Genomic DNA, 17,101 nt, shown 5'->3' on the forward strand with positions numbered 1-17,101 from the left:
CTGGTAGGGTGATTGAAGTGATTAGGGAGATCGAAATAGAAGATGCATCATCATTTTTGCAATTAAGTAAGCAATTAGATGAAGAAACGAAGTTTATGTTATATGAACCAGGAGAAAGAAAAACTACAGCTGAGCAACAAGAAAAAATGATCCATCGCTTTATAGAAAATGAATATGCAACAATATTTGTAGCAGTTGAAGATGAGAGGATAGTAGGTTTTATATTAGTGAATGGAAATAACATTCAAAGAAAGAGGCATGTGGCAACCATTGTAATTGGTATTTTACAAGAGTATAACGGGCGAGGTATTGGGACGAGATTGTTTAAAGAGGTTGAGAAGTGGGCAAAATTACATGATGTATGGCGTTTAGAATTAACAGTAATGGCCCACAATACAAGAGCTCAGGCACTATATAAAAAAGCTGGATTTGAGAAAGAAGGTGTCAAAAAAGCTGCTCTTATTATCGATGGAAAGGGCATCGATGAGTATGAAATGGCCAAATTATTAAAATAAGAGGTCGTTATATGAAAAAAAGATGGGCACTACTTGGTATTGTAGCTGCAATAATTATTATTGGAGTAGCAGGAATCAATTATAAAATGTATAAGGATAAGCAGGCGCGGGAAGTAAGTGTAAATAGCATATTTCCGAAAGCGAAAGAAACGATTGCTAATATGGATGGGGATATTGCGGTAATTAATAATCCGAATTCAATGCTTGTACTTGTAAATAAAAGTAGGCGTTTACCAGATGGGTATAGACCGCCAGATTTAGTTATTCCGAAAGTACGCTACTCTAGTGAAGGTGATCAAGAAAAGAAAAAGATGAGAAAAGAGGCAGCGAGGGCGCTTGAGGATATGTTTCAGCAGGCTGACAACGAGCGTATTTTTCTTTTTGCAGTTTCTGGATTTAGATCTTTTGATCGACAAAAAGCATTAAATACGATGTATAAAAAACAAGACGGGGAAGCAAAAACAGCAATGTCTAGCGCGGTTCCTGGCACAAGTGAGCATCAAACTGGACTAGCTATGGATATTACGTCTCAATCTGCTAAATTTCAGTTAGAGACAGTTTTTGGGGAAACGAAAGAAGGTCAGTGGCTTTCTGAAAATGCCCATAAATTTGGTTTTGTGGTTCGATACACAAAAGCGAAAGAAACGATTACGGGCTATCGGTATGAACCATGGCACGTAAGGTATGTGGGAAATCCACAAGCTACATATTTGTATGATAATCAACTGACACTTGAAGAAGTAACAGAGTGAACAATTGAGGGGAGAGACGTACAATGACGATGTTATATAAGAAAAAAGTACATGCATATATTACAAGAGAACAAGAGGGGGTTATGCAATTACTTGTTTTTAAACATCGTGATATACATGAAGCTGGTATTCAAGTGCCAGGGGGAACGGTTGATGAAGGTGAAACGTTAGAAGCTGCTATATTGCGTGAAGTACAGGAAGAATCCGGATTGCGTCATTTATGCATAGAGCGTTTTTTAGCAGATTACATTATACATATGAAAGAAAAACAGGAGTATGAAAAACGCCACTTTTTCCATGTAACTTTACTAACAGATGTAAAGGATACTTGGGAACATATTGTAAGTGCTGGTGAGGAAGATAAAGGATTAGTATTTTGCTACGAATGGGTTGATATTGCAAAATGCCCTGAATTAGCTGGAAAACAAGGTGAGTTTTTACATTTATTAGATGAAGTATACGCACAGTAATGTAAGAGTCTGAAGCGAAGGTTAATCCGTTTCAGACTTTTTTTATTTTTCGGGAAATTAAAGGTGTTTAAATAAGGATATTGAATTTCTTTAAAGGGATATTAATTTAGGATGTGTTGAGATGAAAAATTGAAAAAGTAAGGGGTATATGCTAAAAAAGTTCATATAAGGGAGAATATAAATGGAAATTCAGTTTAATCCAATCTTAAAAAAGGAATTAACAATTCAAGATATTCAAAATGAAATGGAATCTGGAAAGCTAACTTCAAAAGAGCTAGTGATGTATTATCTCTATAGAATCGCAAAGTATGATCAAGACGGGCCGAAAATTAATTCAATTTTAGAAATCAATCCAGATGCTATTTTTATTGCAGAAGCGTTAGATTATGAAAGAAAGACAAACGGCGTAAGGGGACCATTGCATGGAATACCTGTTTTGCTTAAGGATAATATTGAAACGAATGACTTCATGCATACAAGTGCAGGTACAATAGCTCTAGAACAAAATATAAGCAGTGAAGATGCATTTCTCGTTACTAAACTGCGAGAAGCAGGGGCAGTGATAATAGGAAAAACGAATATGACAGAATTAGCAAATGCAATGTCTTTTGAAATGTGGGCTGGATATAGTGCAAGAGGTGGTCAAACAATCAATCCATATGGAACGGGCAAGGATCATATGTTTGTTGGCGGATCTAGTACAGGATCTGCAATAGCAGTTGCTGCTAACTTTACAGTAGTATCTGTTGGGACAGAAACCGATGCTTCTATTTTGAGCCCCGCTGTTCAAAATTCTGTAGTAGGTATTAAACCGACTGTCGGTTTAATTAGTCGTAGAGGAATTATTCCATTTACTTATTCGCAAGATACAGCTGGACCATTTGCTAGAACGGTAACCGATGCTGCTATTTTGCTAGGAAGTTTAACTGGAGTGGATGAGAAAGATGTAGTTACTCACAAAAGTGACGGTAGGGCATATCGGGATTATACATCTTACCTTGATGCAAATGGTTTAAATGGAGCGAAGATTGGTGTGTTTAACGATGCACCAAAAGATTATTACGAAAATGGTGAGTATGATGAAATCTTGTTTAAGGAAACGATCCAAGTATTACGTAATGAAGGAGCGACAGTAGTAGAAAATATTGATATTCCTTCTTTTCATAGAGAATGGAGCTGGGGAGTTCCGCTTTATGAGCTGAAGCATAGTTTAGATAACTATCTTTCTAAATTACCTTCTACTATCCCGGTACATTCTATTTCGGAGTTAATGGAGTTTAATAAAAACATAGCAGAAAGAGCTTTAAAATATGGACAAACTAAGTTAGAGGGAAGAAAAGATTTTCCTAATACGTTACGAAATCCAGAATATTTAAATGCGAGATTAGAAGATATATATTTTTCTCAAGAACAAGGCATTGATTTTGCATTGGAAAAATATAATCTTGATGCGATACTGTTTCCTTCCTATATAGGTTCTACTATATGTGCGAAAGCGGGTTATCCGTCTATAGCAATACCGGCAGGGTATATGGAAAGCGGGAGGCCTTTTGGAATTACCATTGCAAGCACTGCCTTTAGTGAAGGGATATTAATTAAATTAGCTTATGCTTTTGAACAAGCGACAAAGCATAGAAAAATCCCCAACTTATCATGAATAGAATAAACGAAGAGGACAGGAATCCCTGTCCTCTTTGTTTTAGTGATTAAATTGAAATATCGTTCTGCTCTGTCTTATGATATTTTAATAAACTAAAAGATAAACAAGCGGAACATAAAATAAGAATAGAAGCGATGATATAAATTGTACGAACACCGAACATATCAGTAATAATGCCAATGATAAGCATAGATAGTCCAGAGGCTGTTGAAAGAAGTGCGCCATGTGCTGTATACATTTTTGATAATAAAGAAGGGGCGACACTTGATTGTAAAACAGTCGTTTGGGAAATATCTCTAATTTGATAACAGGGTCCCATTAGAACACATAGAAAAAGCGCAATAAATCCGCTGCTTGTCATACCATATAAAAATGTAAGAATGCTAAATATAAGAGAGCCAATCGACATAGATCGTATTAAATTGTTTTGAATATAGGAACTCATTTTCCAGGCTAATAGACCACCGATTAACGTGCCAACATAATAACTTGTATTAATATACCCCCACCATTCTTCGCCCTTATGAAGGATAGTCGTAACGTATGCCATCGTAATAGCGCCAATCCATATTGTCCCTGCGAAAGTTTCGATTAAGTCCATATATGTAACGGTACGGAGAGAAGGATTTTGAAATAGGAGTTTCCAACCTTCCAATAAAACAGTACTTTTGGAAGAGGGAGAATCTGCTATTCTTTCAGTATGTATGGAACGTAATGAAAAATGTAATGCAATGCATCCGAAAATCATTAAAATGTTATTAATCATGAGTGTAGAAGTAGCGCCAATGAGAAGAACGACAATACTCGTAAATGAATAAGCAACGGCTTGCACAATTTGTGTTGAAAAGGAAAAGATACTATTTACTTTTACTAATTTTTCTTTCGGTGTAAGGCGCGGAAGAATACCGTATAATAATGGAGCACTCCACCCACTACATAATGAAATGACAAAAATAAAAGTTAATAGAGCTATAATGTTTGTGGATAAGACCGGGAACAAAATCATTAATAATAGTAAAAAGACTGTTTTCAGCCATTGGAGCGTATATAACAACGTATAAGATGGAAAACGATTTATTATAAGTGGTGCAGAGATGTTAGCAATTAGATTTGTGATAACTTGTAATAATGGAAAAAGAGCAGTAATAGTAGCTGATTTAGTTGCTATATAAATATGAGTTGTAATAATCATTACATATACGATGTCAGCGAGAGTAATGCATATTTTGGAACCTAAATAGTAGATTAGTGACAGGTTTCTCAATAAGAATATCACCTCTATAAAAAATAGTATTTAGTAATTTGAATAATTATAATTTAAAAATTAAAATTTTAAAAGAATTTAATTTTTTGTCACTTTTTGAAAGGGATTTTCATGTATAATGAAGAATATATTGATATAGTATTATATTAATGATCATTGTAACAGTGAATATGTACAATAGCTTGTAGCAAACGCCCAAGTGTAAGAAAGGGCGGATAAACCATTCTTTTCTTCATATACATATAGAAAATGAGAAAGAAAGTGAGGGTTGCATATGGCTGCTTGGGTAATTTGGTTTATAATAGCTGGTATTTTATTTATCGCGGAAATGTTGTCGATTACATTTTACATGCTTTGGCTTGGAATTGGAGCTGTTGTCGGAGGTCTTATTGCTTTGTTTGCTCCTGATGCACTACTGTTACAAGTTACTGTTGGTGCAATTGTAAGTTTAACTTTGACATTCTTTACGAAAAGAATTTCAAAAAACTTTCGAGAAGCAAAAGGTTTTACTGATACAGTAGATATGCTTGTTGGTAAAAGAGGGCTTGTTATGCAAGCGATTACAAATGAAGCGAATGGTATTGTGAAGGTGGATGGAGATACTTGGACAGCTATTGCAGATTCTTCAATTGATGCTGGAGAAAAAGTCGTTGTTATAAAGAGGCATAGTACTATATTACAAGTGAAAAAGGAGAGTGAATAAATATGGTAGCATTAACGTTAACGATTATATTCGCACTAATTGTAGTTACATTTATCGCATTAACAATTAAAATTATTCCTCAGCAAAAAGTTGGGGTTGTTGAAAGATTTGGTAAGTTTCAACGTATAATGCACCCAGGGTTAAATATTTTAATACCAATTGTAGATCGTGTTCGTGTATATCATGACTTACGCATTCAACAAACGAATGTACCACCGCAAAAGGTAATTACGAAAGATAATGTTCAAGTAGAAATTGATACAATTATTTTCTATCAAATTGTTGAACCAGAACTTGCGACATATGGTATTTCAAACTATGAATATGGTGTTCGTAATATTACTTCAGCAACGATGCGTCAAATCATCGGTAAAATGGAACTGGATGAAACGTTATCTGGTCGTGAAAAAATTTCAACAAAAATCCGCTTAGCGCTTGATGAAGCAACAGAAAAATGGGGCGTACGTATTGAACGTGTCGAAGTTGTTGATATTAACCCGCCAAAAGATGTGCAAGCATCAATGGATTATGCGGATAGCTTTTTGGGAATTAAGAAAATTGATAGATTAATTGCCTGGATTTGTTGATATATGAAGGATTTTGTAATTTCCTAAAGAATAATAGAATTAGTGATATAACAAGTAACCCTATGGAAGAGGAGTTGCTTTTTTTCGTTTTATGGGGGAGGAAGAAAAATGAGATATAAGGTTCAAGAAGATAATATACCTTCTATTAATGGAGAAGGGGGATATAAAAGAGTCATTACTATAATGATAGAAAGTAAAGAAACAGGAAGAAAATACCCTAGTCCTGTAACAGATTTTATTAAAACCATGTATGAGTATAGAGGGAAGTCATTTAACTATCAAAAGGATGTAGCAACTACTATATGTATATTTTTAAATTTTATAGGAGATAAAGTAAAAGAGGAGGATAAAACATTTCTTTCTTTAAGAGATAAGGGATTATATGGATTGAAATATATCCATGGAAGTAGATTTATAACCAGTCTTTCTGTAGAGAGAAAAAATAGAAGAGAGACAGTGGAAAAGAGAGAACTTATTTTAACTGCTTTTTATGAATATCTGATAAAGCAAGGCATAATTGAACCTGAATTTGAATTAGAGAGAAAACTCATAAAAGGTTCAAATAAGCAAACATTAGAGTCACCTTTCCGCCATCCTGCATTTAGTACTGTTTATCCGCCAAAAAATAAAAAACCAAGTAATACTTTAACACATTTAAATGATAGATTGATAAATGAGTTCCTGCAATTAGCTAAAATAATGTATCCATCTATGGTATTAGGCATCTATATGCAAATGTTTGGCGGTTTGAGAAGGGGAGAAGTAGTTAATCTAACGATTGATGCTGTACATCGAGAAAGTAAATCGGTGACACTGGATGTGTTTGATAGACAAGACTTATTATTTGGGAATGTAAATACTGCACATTCACAGGTAAAGAAAGAACGTAAACAACCACTATTTTATAATCCTTTATTTGAATTACTATTTGAAGATCATATGAAACAATTGTTAAAAGTAAAGAATAGACATAAAAAGGCACTCTTTATTAATAAAGAAGGAGCTCCAATGACAGGTGAAGTGTATTCAAAATGGTTTAATGACATTAAAAAACATTTTATAGCATTACTTAAACAAAATCCTAGCCGATATGGTGATTATCTATTACTTAAAGACTCCAGTTGGTCTACACATATAGGTAGAGGAGTATTTACTAATTTATTATTTACAAAAACAAAATTGTCTCCAGCTCAAGTAGCTGCGGCCCGTGGTGATAGCACATTAGATGCAGTAATGTCATATGTAGATCAATTAACAATCAAAGAGGAACTATCAGACGCAATCAATAATTTGTCTCTAGTTGAAATCTATGTAGAGGATTGAAAAGGAGTGGAATAATGGAGAGAGACTACATCAAAATAAAAGAATTGCTAACGAATCCAAAATATAAGCATATTCAAAATAAAAAGTCTAGAGATCAACTTCGAAGTTTAGTTGTAAAAGGTTTAGTGAAATATAAAGGTAGAAAAATAGAATTAAATAGTTTAGAAGCATTTATAGAGGAAGAAAACGACATTATTCAAAATCATTATAATCTTAAAGAAGCAACCCAATTGCTAGGGATAAAAAGTGCGAAAGGAGATAAAATAGATGCAATTTTTAGTAATTTAGGATTACCCATAAAGACCATTAATTATACAATTGCTTCTATTAGAAATCACAGAAGATTTATAAGAAAAGAAATCCTTCATCAATTTTTAGAACATCACAAAACAAGATTAGAGCTAATGAAAAAATTTCCTAAAATAAGTACGAGTGCGTTACTTTATATTGAAGCAAGGTGCAATATTACTCCTATTCAGATTAATGGAAGGGTTTTTTTCTATCGGAATGAAGATTTTAATCAAATAAAGGAAGAAATAATAAGAAAACAGGAAGAAGAGAAATTATCTGGATCAAGAGTTACTTTAACAAAAGAGAAAACATTACAGTTGTTGAATATGACAGAACCGCAATTTAGAAGAATGTTAAAAGAATACCGTATTAATTCAATAAACCCCACTAATCGAGCTGTTTTTTATTTAAAAAAAGACGTACAGTATTATGTTCAAAAACAAGAGGAATTTTGGAATAGACACTATACTAATGCAGAAACTTTAGAAATTCTTGGTTCAAGGAGTGCTTTAGAATCCCCCTGTTCGTTGGAGCGACATAAAATTCCAAGATATGCTCGTTATAAGGGGTTATCAACCATTGAACATGCCTTTTTAAAACAAGATGTTGAGAAACGAAGAGAACAACGTCAAGTAGAACAGCAATTAGAAAATACTTCGCTAGAAAGCCACTATGAAAATTTTAAGTATAGGCTGAAACTGTTAAAAATATCATTTGGGGAGCAAACAAAATATACAAAAGAAAAATGGTTTACACATGTTTTTGAAATACTACATTCCTCTCATGCCGCAGAAAAAACAATGAATAGCAAAATTAAAAATTTCGTAAAAGTAACGCAACTTATTATTAAACTCCTAAAGGAGAATGAAGTGACAGAAATTTATGCTCTTACTTCGAATGATATTAATTTATTTATGAATCATAGTATGAGTGATTCGACCCCAAGAAGAGCTATCTTGTGTAAGTTTTTAGAAAAGGTGAATTATGATGTAGTTGAAGATGGGTATGCGAAAAAATCATTCAATATAAATAAAATCAACATACCAAAACAAAAGAAAAAAAAAAAGACCCCTTGAGTGAAGGGGAACAAGAAATATACAAATACGATATATATAAGGATTTAAAAGAGTATGTAAATGAATTTGATATTCATTTGGAAAAAAGTGTTCGTATGTTGATTGAAGAAAATGATAGTACATATGCTTCAACATGGTTGTATGTAATCATTCATTTAAATAACGCATGGAGGCATGGAGACGTCACATCATTTAAACGAATAGATTTGACGAATATATATATTCCTAGCGTCCAGGACATGATTAATTATAGAGTTGATTTCCAAACGGCACGTTTAATTGTAAATCGAGTGCGACAACAAGAATTACTTATTTCTAAGACACAAGTAAAAGGATATTTTATTTGTTCTGACGATTTAGCAGAAGCATTTGCTACAGTTGTTTTATTGTTGGAATCTTATTATCAACAACAAGGTTCTAATCATCCTTTTCTAATAAACTTTAATACGAAATATAATATGTTTACTGATCGACATCATAAAGTGTTTTTTTCTAATTTTAAACATAAAGATAATTTTTCTTTTTCATCAAGAAAAATGAATGAAACACTAATGACAATTATTTATATTCTCCTTGCACAACAAGAGAAAGGTGAAAAATCGGCAACATTGGTGAAATTAATGAGAAGACATAAGGATGTAGAAACAATTAAACATTATGTTCATATTCCGAAAGAAGAATTTCATTTTTTAACTAAACAACTGTTTCAAAGAGGAGAATTCGGATTTATTCCTGATCTTTTTCTTGAGAAAGTATTGGGGAAATCATCAAATAGAGAAAAAAGAACAAATGAAATTATAGAATTAACTCAAAAATTTGGTGACATATTTAAAATTGAATCAACCGCAGGATTTATGAATGAGTTTGATGAGAAGCAAAAATCAGTAGTCGATTATATTAGAGGGAAAACATTAGAAGAAGCAACGAGAGAATTACATTTATTGTATACAGAACAATTACCAAGTCGAAATGAGAATGTGCACTGTTTGTTTGGAAAATCTGGTTGTAAAAATACTCATCTAGAAAACTGCTTTCATTGTCCTTATGCTATTCCAACCTTTTATGCATTAAGTTCACTTGGGGAAAGTATTGTTGCAAGAACCAAGGATTATGTGAATGAAACAAGAACAGGGATGAAATTAAAAAAATCGAATCTTATTCATTTGGAATTGAAGCTATTATCAGAAGCGATAAAAGAATTCGGAAAAGAAATAGTTTATGATTTTATAAAACCAAACGCAGAAGAATTTCGTGCACTTGTCAATCAAGTACCATATCCAAAAGAAATAGATTCTCGTTTTATGACCTTATCAAGTAAAAGGAAGTGAGACATATGCAAGATATAGAATTTGATTTTTTTGAGTATGAAATAGACTTTGATAGTTTCTCAGATGAACGTTTTGATTTGAAGAAAAGTATAGAAGAAGCAATAATTATTTATGAAAGTTTAGTTGAAGAAGGTATTGTTTTACAGGGGGATTTTGAAAGCGAGAAATGGATTTGGTTGATGGAAGAAAGAGCTGCAAGAGCTCACTTTAATTTTGAAAGATTACAGAATATGATTAAATTTCAAAGTCATATTTCAGAGGATTTTGTACTTATCGTTAAGTGTTGGATTCTTAATTTGAGTAGACAATTTTCAATTAAACACATTCGTGGTATATATGCTAATATTTTGGTTTTTTTACAAATTACAAATTATTTTAAAGACTCACCTGATGTGGTGGAAGAAAGAATTCGTGATTTAGCTGAAGTTTCTAAAACTAAGAGAAGTAAGGTGACAAGTTGGTTGTTTTTTCTTGACTTCTGTGAAATAGAGCAGTTACAGAAATATAAGAACCTATTTATTTCTTTAAAAAACAGTCTTTCCGCCGAAACGAGAGTCAGGGAACTTCCTAGAGCAATAGACGTTTTTAAATTGAGGGTGTTGCAAAACTAAAATAAACATGCAATGTTATGAATCAGAAAAACTAGCTGAACATGCAATAGATAGCGATTTTGACCATACCAACGTGGCTGTTCCAACCCTTTATCTTTGAGTTTACTAAACTGTTGTTCAATTTTCCTACGTTCTTTCATCAATTGTTTACCAAAGATAGTTTGTATAAAATGAGATAATACACGACGATGTGTACTCTTATTTTGTTCACCATTCCTAGGATTGATTGGATTCATGGCAAAGATGTTACATGTTCGTGCAATTTCATAAATACGTTGACTATCNAATGAAGGATATTGATGCAAAAAACGTGTTAATTTGCGTAAAGAGTCAATTTGAAATACAGTTTTCAAGAAAAAGCATTTCAGTAAGGCTTTTCTACAGATTGGTGGGCGACCTGTCACAGGCGGAACGCCTTCAATAGTTAAACTGTCTACGTATGCAAATAAAATCTGTAAAATGGATTGATTTTCATCAAATTTGGTTATCATACTAGTAAATCCGTCCTTTCTGGAGATAGTTTCGGTTACTATCATTTTTCCAGGAAAACGGATTTTTTTATGCATTCATTTTTGGATATTTATGAGTTTTGCAACACCCTCAAATTGGCTAATTGTATAGAAAAATATTTTAAAGAGGATTTATCAAAAGAAGAGCTTTTGTTTTTCCTTCCAGTGAAGTTGTGGTGGAAAATAACAAATATTATACCTATGCGGCCTATAGAGTTTTGTAATATAAAAAGAGATTGTATCAATCGTGATGGGAATCGCTTCTTTTTACGACTACCTCGTAGAAAAAGAAATCCTAATTTTGAAAAAAAGACGTTAGGTGTAACTGATACGTTAGAAATAGATAAGGAAATGTACGAACTAATTAATAATTATATCAATTTAACAGTAGGCTATGGAAAAACCAAAACACTTATTTCTTACCCTTCTATTGTATTCGCTGCTAAAAAATTTAAACTAACAGGCAGAGAAAATAAAATATACCATGAAATTTTTAATTGGCAAGCTTTATCTACGTTAGTAGGAAGATTTTATGAAGATATAGTGTTCAAAAAATATAAATTAACAGTAGAAAAGAAAGTAAATTTAAATGATACTCGGCACATTACGTTTACTTCATTACTTTTGCAAGGTATATCACCAATAGAAATTGCGAGACTGGGTGGACATACAACATTAAAAGCACAATATCATTATCAACAAAATATCGGGTTCTATGTGGATACAGAAATTTATAAACTATCGAAAGATGGTATAAAAGGATTAGATTTTGAAGATATCGTAATAAGAGAAAAGATAAACAATATGCCAGTTTCTCCTCCAGTTCCCTTAAATGAATGTGTTGAAATGGATTTAGGTCACTGTACAGATTTATCAATGCCTTGTGAACATTCTAGACACTGTGTGTTTTGCTCCAAATGGTGGGTGGAACCAAAGCGGGAAAATATTGAAAAACAAAAAGAGATAATACGTCAAGAAACCATTAAACCTTCTGTAGAAAAAATTAAAGAAAAGGCAGCTTTTATTTATCAAATGCATCAAGAACTTAAATTAGAGAGCTTTGGTAAAGAAGTTGATATAAGACCACATACAGAAAGAAAAATAAATGAACAAGCAAACGAATTAAATGCTTTAATACAGCAGTTATTTGTAGCATTAAAGTCAAATGAAGACGTATTAGAAGTAAGTAATTTAATTGAGAAAGAGGAAGAAAAATGGCTGGAAAACCAATAGTATTCGATGAACAAGAGTTACATGAAATTATTCAATTACGATTAAAGGAGTTAAATGGTAACCATTTAAAGCTAACATATAACAGTGTGTTTCAATTAAATAAACAATTGGTAAAAGATAAGAAAATAAGGGCAAATGGTGTCCCTTTTAAAGGATATTCACAGGATTTTTGGTCAAAGGAATATCGAGGTTCTCCATATCGAGGAAAAGAACTAATCGACGAAATGAAAAATAAGACATTAATTGAAGTGGTTGATGGTAGTTTTGGAAAGGATTTTGTTGATATCGCAAAATTAGTAGATGATCATCATACTAACCCACAACAATTAGCAAAAAAAATTATGCGTTTAATGGAGAAAGATAGAAAATCAATCAAAGAATTAAACAAAGAAAATATAGAACTTTTAAAAGAAAAACGTAAACTTCAAGAGGAAATCGAACAACTGCAAAAGGGGATAATAACACTTTTTCATCATAGCAAATCGCATAAAAACTCTCTTGTCAATGTTATGAACATGGGAAAAACGGCTGACCCTGTTGTGAAGGATGTATTAATGTCTATGTTTGCTGGTGATATGACTCTTCTTTATAATTTTAATGATAATGAAACAAAAAAAGAGGAAATGAAAGTAGTTCCATTAAAAGAAAGCAATTCAGGTTCTATTGCAGACGATTATGGTTTTTAAAGAAGAAACTGCTAACAGAATAAAAAACAAAAGAGCTTAGAACTTCTAAGCTCTTTTATTTTTGTAATGTTGAAAAGTATAATTAACAAATTAATCATACATTCAGTCCTTCATTCCATCATCAATCCATTTATTAAAATGTGTTTTGACTGGTTTGCCATGATAATACGTTCCATAAGAACTATCGTATACTCTTGTCCACCAGTTCTCCACACCGTCATTGGGTTGTAATTTTTTTTGGACTTCTATGTAGTTTGAATAAAACGTACTAGACATTACAATTGCACCAATTCCATTTTTATTACCTAAATCAGACAATTTAGCGGCTATCGTTACAGATTCACCAATCCAAACTAAGTTATTAATTGCAGAGGATTTTCTACCTGCTTTAACAGCTAAAGTTTTATTTGTTGCTAAACCAATCCCTGCTTTTATCGTAGGAAGGCTTCTTTCCTCTAGTAGTTTATTCAATATTTTCATATAAGTATTTATATGAAAAGCTCGATTTGCAATATCATAAAGATCTTTTTGAAGCGGTGTTGAATATACCGCATATACACAGTCTCCGCGTATTCCAATTTCTTTTAAATCATTATCCGTATCTTTTCTTAAAATTTCTATAATTTCAGAAGTAAATCCTCGTATTACTTTCGCTATATCTACATCATTTTCTCCTGAAAACAGAGTCGTTGAATCTCTTAAATCTACAAAAATAGCACCAGCCCAAGCTTTATAACCATTAGTATAGGTGAAATCTTCATCTCGCGGGAATTTATCTACTTCATTAACTTTATCTGTATTATCAAGAATTTCTTCTACTTTTTTCTTACGTTCCTTATAGTCATAATCTTTGAAATCCATTACTTAAATCCCCCTAGCATCACTAAAATCATTCCCATTACATATAAAATTAGTACGCCTCCAATTCCAAGAGCAGCACATTTAATACCTTTACTGTAATAAGAATACTTAATTGTACAAATTTTGGCGTTTACATAGATTTGTGACAAAATATCCGTTATTTCGTCATCGTCTTGAGAGTTATTCATTTTATCTTTAAATTCTCTAAAGTTATTTTTAGCTATACTTTCGAAAAAATAAAGTGAATCATTATAAATGCCTTCATATGCTAGTGTATCTTTACTTAATCGAGGAACCAGCACTCTAACTAAGCAATAAACTCCATATATAAAAATAACCCACGAAATAACAAATAATAATAGATATAAAAGATTTGCAAAATTAATGTGTTGAAGGGGTTGTGAAAGAATCTGTTTTAACATTTTAATAGAATTCTCTGATGTAAATATTGTAAGAAATACACCAAGTACTGCAATTACAATAGATGCTTTAGTATCACAACTTTTAATCCAGTCGAGATGTCGATCTAAACGATCGGTCAGATTGCTTTTATCTAAAGAATTATTTCCTGCCATAAATATTCACCTCCTAAAAGCTTATTATTTATATTATATAATATCTTTAAGAAGATTTAACAACATTTAACAGCATTTGCATTGCTTTTATTTAATTTTTATTGGTTCAATAAAAACTTAATTGCTAAAAAACGAATGAAATTATATTGTAGTAAAAAAAGATAGATAAAGAAAATAACGCTTTATCTATCTTAATTATTTATTTATATAATGTTTTAATTTTATATAAATTCTCTTTTTAGTACCACATAAAATTATAATGATTTTCTATGCGAAAACTTGTCTCTTAATTTTAAAGCTACGTTAACCAGTGCAATTAATACAGGAACTTCTACTAATGGGCCGATAACTGCTGCGAAGGCTGCACCTGAGTGAATGCCAAATACTCCGACTGCAACTGCAATAGCTAATTCAAAATTATTACTTGCTGCTGTGAATGATAAAGAAGTTGCAACAGGATAACTTGTGCCCATTTTCTTAGATAAGAAGAACGAAACAAAGAACATTAAGATAAAGTAAATAAGTAATGGGATTGCAATTCGTACAACATCCATTGGTAACTGAACAATCATTTCACCTTTAATAGAGAACATCACAACAATCGTGAATAGTAAGGCGATTAAAGTTAATGGACTAATACGAGGGACGACCGTTGATTCATACCATTCGCGTCCTTTTGTTTTTACAAAAATAAATCGTGTTAACATACCTGCAACAAATGGAATCCCTAAATAAATACCAACACTTTTTGCGATTTCTCCCATTGAGATATCTACAACAAAGCTATCCATACCTAACCATTTCGGTATTACTGTGACGAATACATATGTGTATACAGAGTACAGTAAGATTTGGAAAATGGAATTAAAGGCAACAAGACCAGCAGTGTATTCACGGTCGCCTTGTGCAAGGTCATTCCAAACAATAACCATAGCAATACAACGTGCTAAACCAATCATGATTAAACCAACCATATATTCTGGATAGTCTTGTAGAAAGACGATTGCTAATACAAACATTAAAATCGGTCCAATGACCCAGTTTTGAAATAAAGACAATAATAGCACTTTCCAATCTTTAAATACGCGCCACATTTCCTCGTATCGAACTTTTGCGAGTGGTGGATACATCATAATAATAAGTCCAATTGCAATCGGAATAGATGTTGTTCCTACTTGTAAAGAATTTAGGTGATCAACAAAACTTGGTGATATATAGCCAATGAATACACCTAATGCCATAGCTAGGAAAATCCACAACGTTAAATAGCGGTCTAGAAAAGATAAGTTCTTACTAACTTTCCCCACTTTATTCTCCTCCTTGAATTATATAATTAATTACTTATATAAGTATACGCTTATATTAGCGTTTGATTATATGTTTTTCAAGTATTTTGCATGAGTGAGTACTTTTTGGTTGAACATATAAGCGAATGCTTATATACTTATGGTGTAGAAAAGGAGGTTGAGATATGCAAAAAACAACATTAGAAATTGAAAAGGTATCAAGTATCCTGAAATTATTAGGAGATAAAACGCGATTAGCAATAATGCGAATGGTATATGAACAAGAATATTGTGTTTGTAACTTTGTAGATATATTTAAAATGAGCCAACCTTCTATTAGTCAGCATGTACGCAAGCTAAAAGATGCGGGGCTTGTAAAAGAAGAAAGACGTGGACAATGGATTTATTACTCCATAAATATAGAAAGTGAATACTATGAATTGGTTCAAGATATGATTCGTCATGTAGACCTACCTCATGGTGCAACTACTTGTGATGATAACTGCTGTAACTAACAGAAATATTAGGAGATGAACAAACATGACAAAGAAAACAATCTATTTCTTATGTACAGGTAACTCTTGCCGTAGTCAAATTGCTGAAGGATTTGGAAAAACATACTTAGGAGATACATGGAATGTATACTCTGCAGGAATTGAAGCACATGGTGTGAATCCAAATGCAATTAAAGCAATGAATGAATTAAATATTGATATTACAGGTCAAACATCAGATATAATCGACCTTGACATTTTAAATAAAGCAGACCTTGTTGTGACATTGTGTGGACATGCGAGAGACGTATGTCCAACAATTCCTCCACATGTGAAACATGAACATTGGGGATTTGATGATCCAGCGGGACAAGATTGGTCAGTGTTTCAGCGTGTGCGTGACGAGATTGGTGCACGCATTAAGAAATTTGCAGAAACAGGTGAGTAATCAAAAACATAGCCGAGAATTCGTTCTCGGCTTCTTATATAGGAGGGGAAAGAAACATGAAAAAAATTGAAATTTATGATCCAGCAATGTGTTGTTCAACAGGTGTTTGTGGGCCAAGTGTAGACCCTGAGTTAATTCGAGTTTCTGTGGCTGTTAACAATTTGAAAAATAAAGGTTTTGATATTACACGTTATAACCTAGCAAGTGAACCAGATGCATTTGCTTCAAATGAAATGATTAGTAAATTGTTAATGGAAAAAGGTCCTGAAGTACTTCCTGTTACTCTTGTTGATGGTGAAGTAGTGAAAGAACAAACACACTTATCGAATGATGAGTTTGTTGCATTAACAGGATTAACAGAAGAAGAATTAAGTCAAAAACCTCGTGTACGTTTAGGGCTAAACGTGAAAAAGTAAAGAGAAAGAAGGA

At 32.4% G+C, this 17,101-nt stretch carries 19 protein-coding genes and 1 pseudogene; 15 read left to right on the forward strand and 5 right to left on the reverse strand.

Features of this window, described 5'->3' with window-relative positions; all coding sequences use genetic code 11:
* Positions 1-17: 17 nt before the first annotated feature.
* The 4 genes from V6946_RS10420 (at position 18) to V6946_RS10435 (ending at position 3,394) form a co-directional block, all read left to right on the forward strand.
* The gene (locus tag V6946_RS10420) at positions 18-515 is read left to right on the forward strand and encodes a GNAT family N-acetyltransferase (protein WP_000617576.1); all 498 of its coding nucleotides are present in this window, start codon (positions 18-20) and stop codon (positions 513-515) included.
* 11 nt (positions 516-526) lie between these two features.
* On the forward strand, positions 527-1,267 hold the full coding sequence (locus V6946_RS10425; RefSeq protein ID WP_000747647.1) for a D-alanyl-D-alanine carboxypeptidase family protein: 741 nt from the start codon (positions 527-529) through the stop codon (positions 1,265-1,267).
* A gap of 23 nt (positions 1,268-1,290) precedes the next feature.
* Positions 1,291-1,737, forward strand: coding sequence for an NUDIX domain-containing protein (locus tag V6946_RS10430; protein WP_000178293.1), 447 nt, complete (start codon positions 1,291-1,293; stop codon positions 1,735-1,737).
* A 181-nt stretch (positions 1,738-1,918) separates the two neighbouring features.
* Positions 1,919-3,394 (forward strand): amidase family protein, encoded by a 1,476-nt coding sequence (locus V6946_RS10435; protein ID WP_000405400.1) that lies wholly within the window; start codon positions 1,919-1,921, stop codon positions 3,392-3,394.
* A 49-nt stretch (positions 3,395-3,443) separates the two neighbouring features.
* On the opposite strand, the gene V6946_RS10440 is transcribed toward V6946_RS10435, so the two are convergent.
* Positions 3,444-4,661 carry an MFS transporter gene (locus V6946_RS10440; RefSeq protein WP_001245229.1) on the reverse strand — a complete coding sequence of 406 codons (1,218 nt, stop codon included), beginning with the start codon at positions 4,659-4,661 and terminating at the stop codon, positions 3,444-3,446.
* 274 nt (positions 4,662-4,935) lie between these two features.
* On the opposite strand from V6946_RS10440, the gene V6946_RS10445 reads away from it, so the two are divergent.
* From V6946_RS10445 to V6946_RS10470, 6 genes and pseudogenes are all read left to right on the forward strand, one after another.
* Positions 4,936-5,364 (forward strand): NfeD family protein, encoded by a 429-nt coding sequence (locus tag V6946_RS10445; protein WP_000741977.1) that lies wholly within the window; start codon positions 4,936-4,938, stop codon positions 5,362-5,364.
* Between the two features lie 2 nt (positions 5,365-5,366).
* Positions 5,367-5,891 (forward strand): annotated as a pseudogene (locus V6946_RS10450) (SPFH domain-containing protein); the annotation flags it as partial.
* A gap of 168 nt (positions 5,892-6,059) precedes the next feature.
* The gene (locus V6946_RS10455; RefSeq protein WP_366981754.1) at positions 6,060-7,274 is read left to right on the forward strand and encodes a hypothetical protein; all 1,215 of its coding nucleotides are present in this window, start codon (positions 6,060-6,062) and stop codon (positions 7,272-7,274) included.
* Between the two features lie 14 nt (positions 7,275-7,288).
* Entirely contained in the window at positions 7,289-8,641 is a 1,353-nt protein-coding gene (locus V6946_RS10460) for a hypothetical protein (protein WP_366981753.1), read from the forward strand.
* Positions 8,638-9,969: a hypothetical protein gene (locus V6946_RS10465; protein ID WP_366981752.1), complete on the forward strand. Its 1,332-nt coding sequence runs from the start codon at positions 8,638-8,640 to the stop codon at positions 9,967-9,969. The genes V6946_RS10460 and V6946_RS10465 overlap by 4 nt, the downstream gene beginning before the upstream one ends.
* A gap of 5 nt (positions 9,970-9,974) precedes the next feature.
* Positions 9,975-10,580: a hypothetical protein gene (locus tag V6946_RS10470; protein WP_366981751.1), complete on the forward strand. Its 606-nt coding sequence runs from the start codon at positions 9,975-9,977 to the stop codon at positions 10,578-10,580.
* On the opposite strand, the gene V6946_RS10475 is transcribed toward V6946_RS10470, so the two are convergent.
* On the reverse strand, positions 10,577-11,071 hold the full coding sequence (locus tag V6946_RS10475) for a transposase (protein ID WP_406622298.1): 495 nt from the start codon (positions 11,069-11,071) through the stop codon (positions 10,577-10,579). The genes V6946_RS10470 and V6946_RS10475 overlap by 4 nt on opposite strands.
* 69 nt (positions 11,072-11,140) lie before the next feature.
* Between V6946_RS10475 and V6946_RS10480 the strand changes: the two genes are divergently transcribed.
* Both V6946_RS10480 and V6946_RS10485 read left to right on the forward strand, forming a co-directional pair.
* Positions 11,141-12,322: a site-specific integrase gene (locus V6946_RS10480; protein WP_406622299.1), complete on the forward strand. Its 1,182-nt coding sequence runs from the start codon at positions 11,141-11,143 to the stop codon at positions 12,320-12,322.
* Positions 12,304-13,008: a hypothetical protein gene (locus V6946_RS10485; RefSeq protein WP_048540266.1), complete on the forward strand. Its 705-nt coding sequence runs from the start codon at positions 12,304-12,306 to the stop codon at positions 13,006-13,008. Before V6946_RS10480 ends, V6946_RS10485 begins: the two co-directional genes overlap by 19 nt.
* Before the next feature lie 102 nt (positions 13,009-13,110).
* Here the strand turns inward: V6946_RS10485 and V6946_RS10490 are convergent, their stop codons facing one another.
* From V6946_RS10490 to arsB, 3 genes are all read right to left on the reverse strand, one after another.
* Entirely contained in the window at positions 13,111-13,869 is a 759-nt protein-coding gene (locus V6946_RS10490) for an adenylate/guanylate cyclase domain-containing protein (RefSeq protein ID WP_406622300.1), read from the reverse strand.
* Positions 13,869-14,444 (reverse strand): Pycsar system effector family protein, encoded by a 576-nt coding sequence (locus V6946_RS10495; RefSeq protein WP_048540270.1) that lies wholly within the window; start codon positions 14,442-14,444, stop codon positions 13,869-13,871. The genes V6946_RS10490 and V6946_RS10495 overlap by 1 nt, the downstream gene beginning before the upstream one ends.
* A gap of 254 nt (positions 14,445-14,698) precedes the next feature.
* Positions 14,699-15,751: an ACR3 family arsenite efflux transporter gene (gene arsB / locus V6946_RS10500; protein ID WP_076874197.1), complete on the reverse strand. Its 1,053-nt coding sequence runs from the start codon at positions 15,749-15,751 to the stop codon at positions 14,699-14,701.
* A 164-nt stretch (positions 15,752-15,915) separates the two neighbouring features.
* On the opposite strand from arsB, the gene V6946_RS10505 reads away from it, so the two are divergent.
* From V6946_RS10505 to arsD, 3 genes are read left to right on the forward strand one after another with little or no spacing between them, the layout of a single operon-like run.
* Positions 15,916-16,245 (forward strand): metalloregulator ArsR/SmtB family transcription factor, encoded by a 330-nt coding sequence (locus V6946_RS10505; protein ID WP_061157637.1) that lies wholly within the window; start codon positions 15,916-15,918, stop codon positions 16,243-16,245.
* 25 nt (positions 16,246-16,270) lie between these two features.
* Entirely contained in the window at positions 16,271-16,672 is a 402-nt protein-coding gene (gene arsC / locus V6946_RS10510) for an arsenate reductase (thioredoxin) (RefSeq protein WP_073531175.1), read from the forward strand.
* Positions 16,673-16,728: 56 nt separating this feature from the next.
* Positions 16,729-17,088: an arsenite efflux transporter metallochaperone ArsD gene (gene arsD, locus V6946_RS10515; RefSeq protein WP_073531174.1), complete on the forward strand. Its 360-nt coding sequence runs from the start codon at positions 16,729-16,731 to the stop codon at positions 17,086-17,088.
* Positions 17,089-17,101 lie beyond the last annotated feature (13 nt).

Source organism: Bacillus sp. PPSBB_2 (assembly GCF_045291115.1).
Taxonomy (GTDB): domain Bacteria; phylum Bacillota; class Bacilli; order Bacillales; family Bacillaceae_G; genus Bacillus_A; species Bacillus_A cereus.

What these genes read in the sequence shown, in the direction of transcription:
- V6946_RS10430 (WP_000178293.1), top strand. Translation starts at nt 1,291, where the DNA reads ATGACGATGTTATATAAGAAAAAAGTACATGCATATATTACAAGAGAA.
- V6946_RS10460 (WP_366981753.1), top strand. Translation starts at nt 7,289, where the DNA reads ATGGAGAGAGACTACATCAAAATAAAAGAATTGCTAACGAATCCAAAA.
- arsC (WP_073531175.1), top strand. Translation starts at nt 16,271, where the DNA reads ATGACAAAGAAAACAATCTATTTCTTATGTACAGGTAACTCTTGCCGT.
- V6946_RS10480 (WP_406622299.1), top strand. Translation starts at nt 11,141, where the DNA reads ATGCATTCATTTTTGGATATTTATGAGTTTTGCAACACCCTCAAATTG.
- arsD (WP_073531174.1), top strand. Translation starts at nt 16,729, where the DNA reads ATGAAAAAAATTGAAATTTATGATCCAGCAATGTGTTGTTCAACAGGT.
- V6946_RS10435 (WP_000405400.1), top strand. Translation starts at nt 1,919, where the DNA reads ATGGAAATTCAGTTTAATCCAATCTTAAAAAAGGAATTAACAATTCAA.
- V6946_RS10425 (WP_000747647.1), top strand. Translation starts at nt 527, where the DNA reads ATGAAAAAAAGATGGGCACTACTTGGTATTGTAGCTGCAATAATTATT.
- V6946_RS10485 (WP_048540266.1), top strand. Translation starts at nt 12,304, where the DNA reads ATGGCTGGAAAACCAATAGTATTCGATGAACAAGAGTTACATGAAATT.
- V6946_RS10445 (WP_000741977.1), top strand. Translation starts at nt 4,936, where the DNA reads ATGGCTGCTTGGGTAATTTGGTTTATAATAGCTGGTATTTTATTTATC.
- V6946_RS10455 (WP_366981754.1), top strand. Translation starts at nt 6,060, where the DNA reads ATGAGATATAAGGTTCAAGAAGATAATATACCTTCTATTAATGGAGAA.
- V6946_RS10495 (WP_048540270.1), bottom strand. Translation starts at nt 14,444, where the DNA reads ATGGCAGGAAATAATTCTTTAGATAAAAGCAATCTGACCGATCGTTTA.
- V6946_RS10470 (WP_366981751.1), top strand. Translation starts at nt 9,975, where the DNA reads ATGCAAGATATAGAATTTGATTTTTTTGAGTATGAAATAGACTTTGAT.
- V6946_RS10505 (WP_061157637.1), top strand. Translation starts at nt 15,916, where the DNA reads ATGCAAAAAACAACATTAGAAATTGAAAAGGTATCAAGTATCCTGAAA.
- V6946_RS10490 (WP_406622300.1), bottom strand. Translation starts at nt 13,869, where the DNA reads ATGGATTTCAAAGATTATGACTATAAGGAACGTAAGAAAAAAGTAGAA.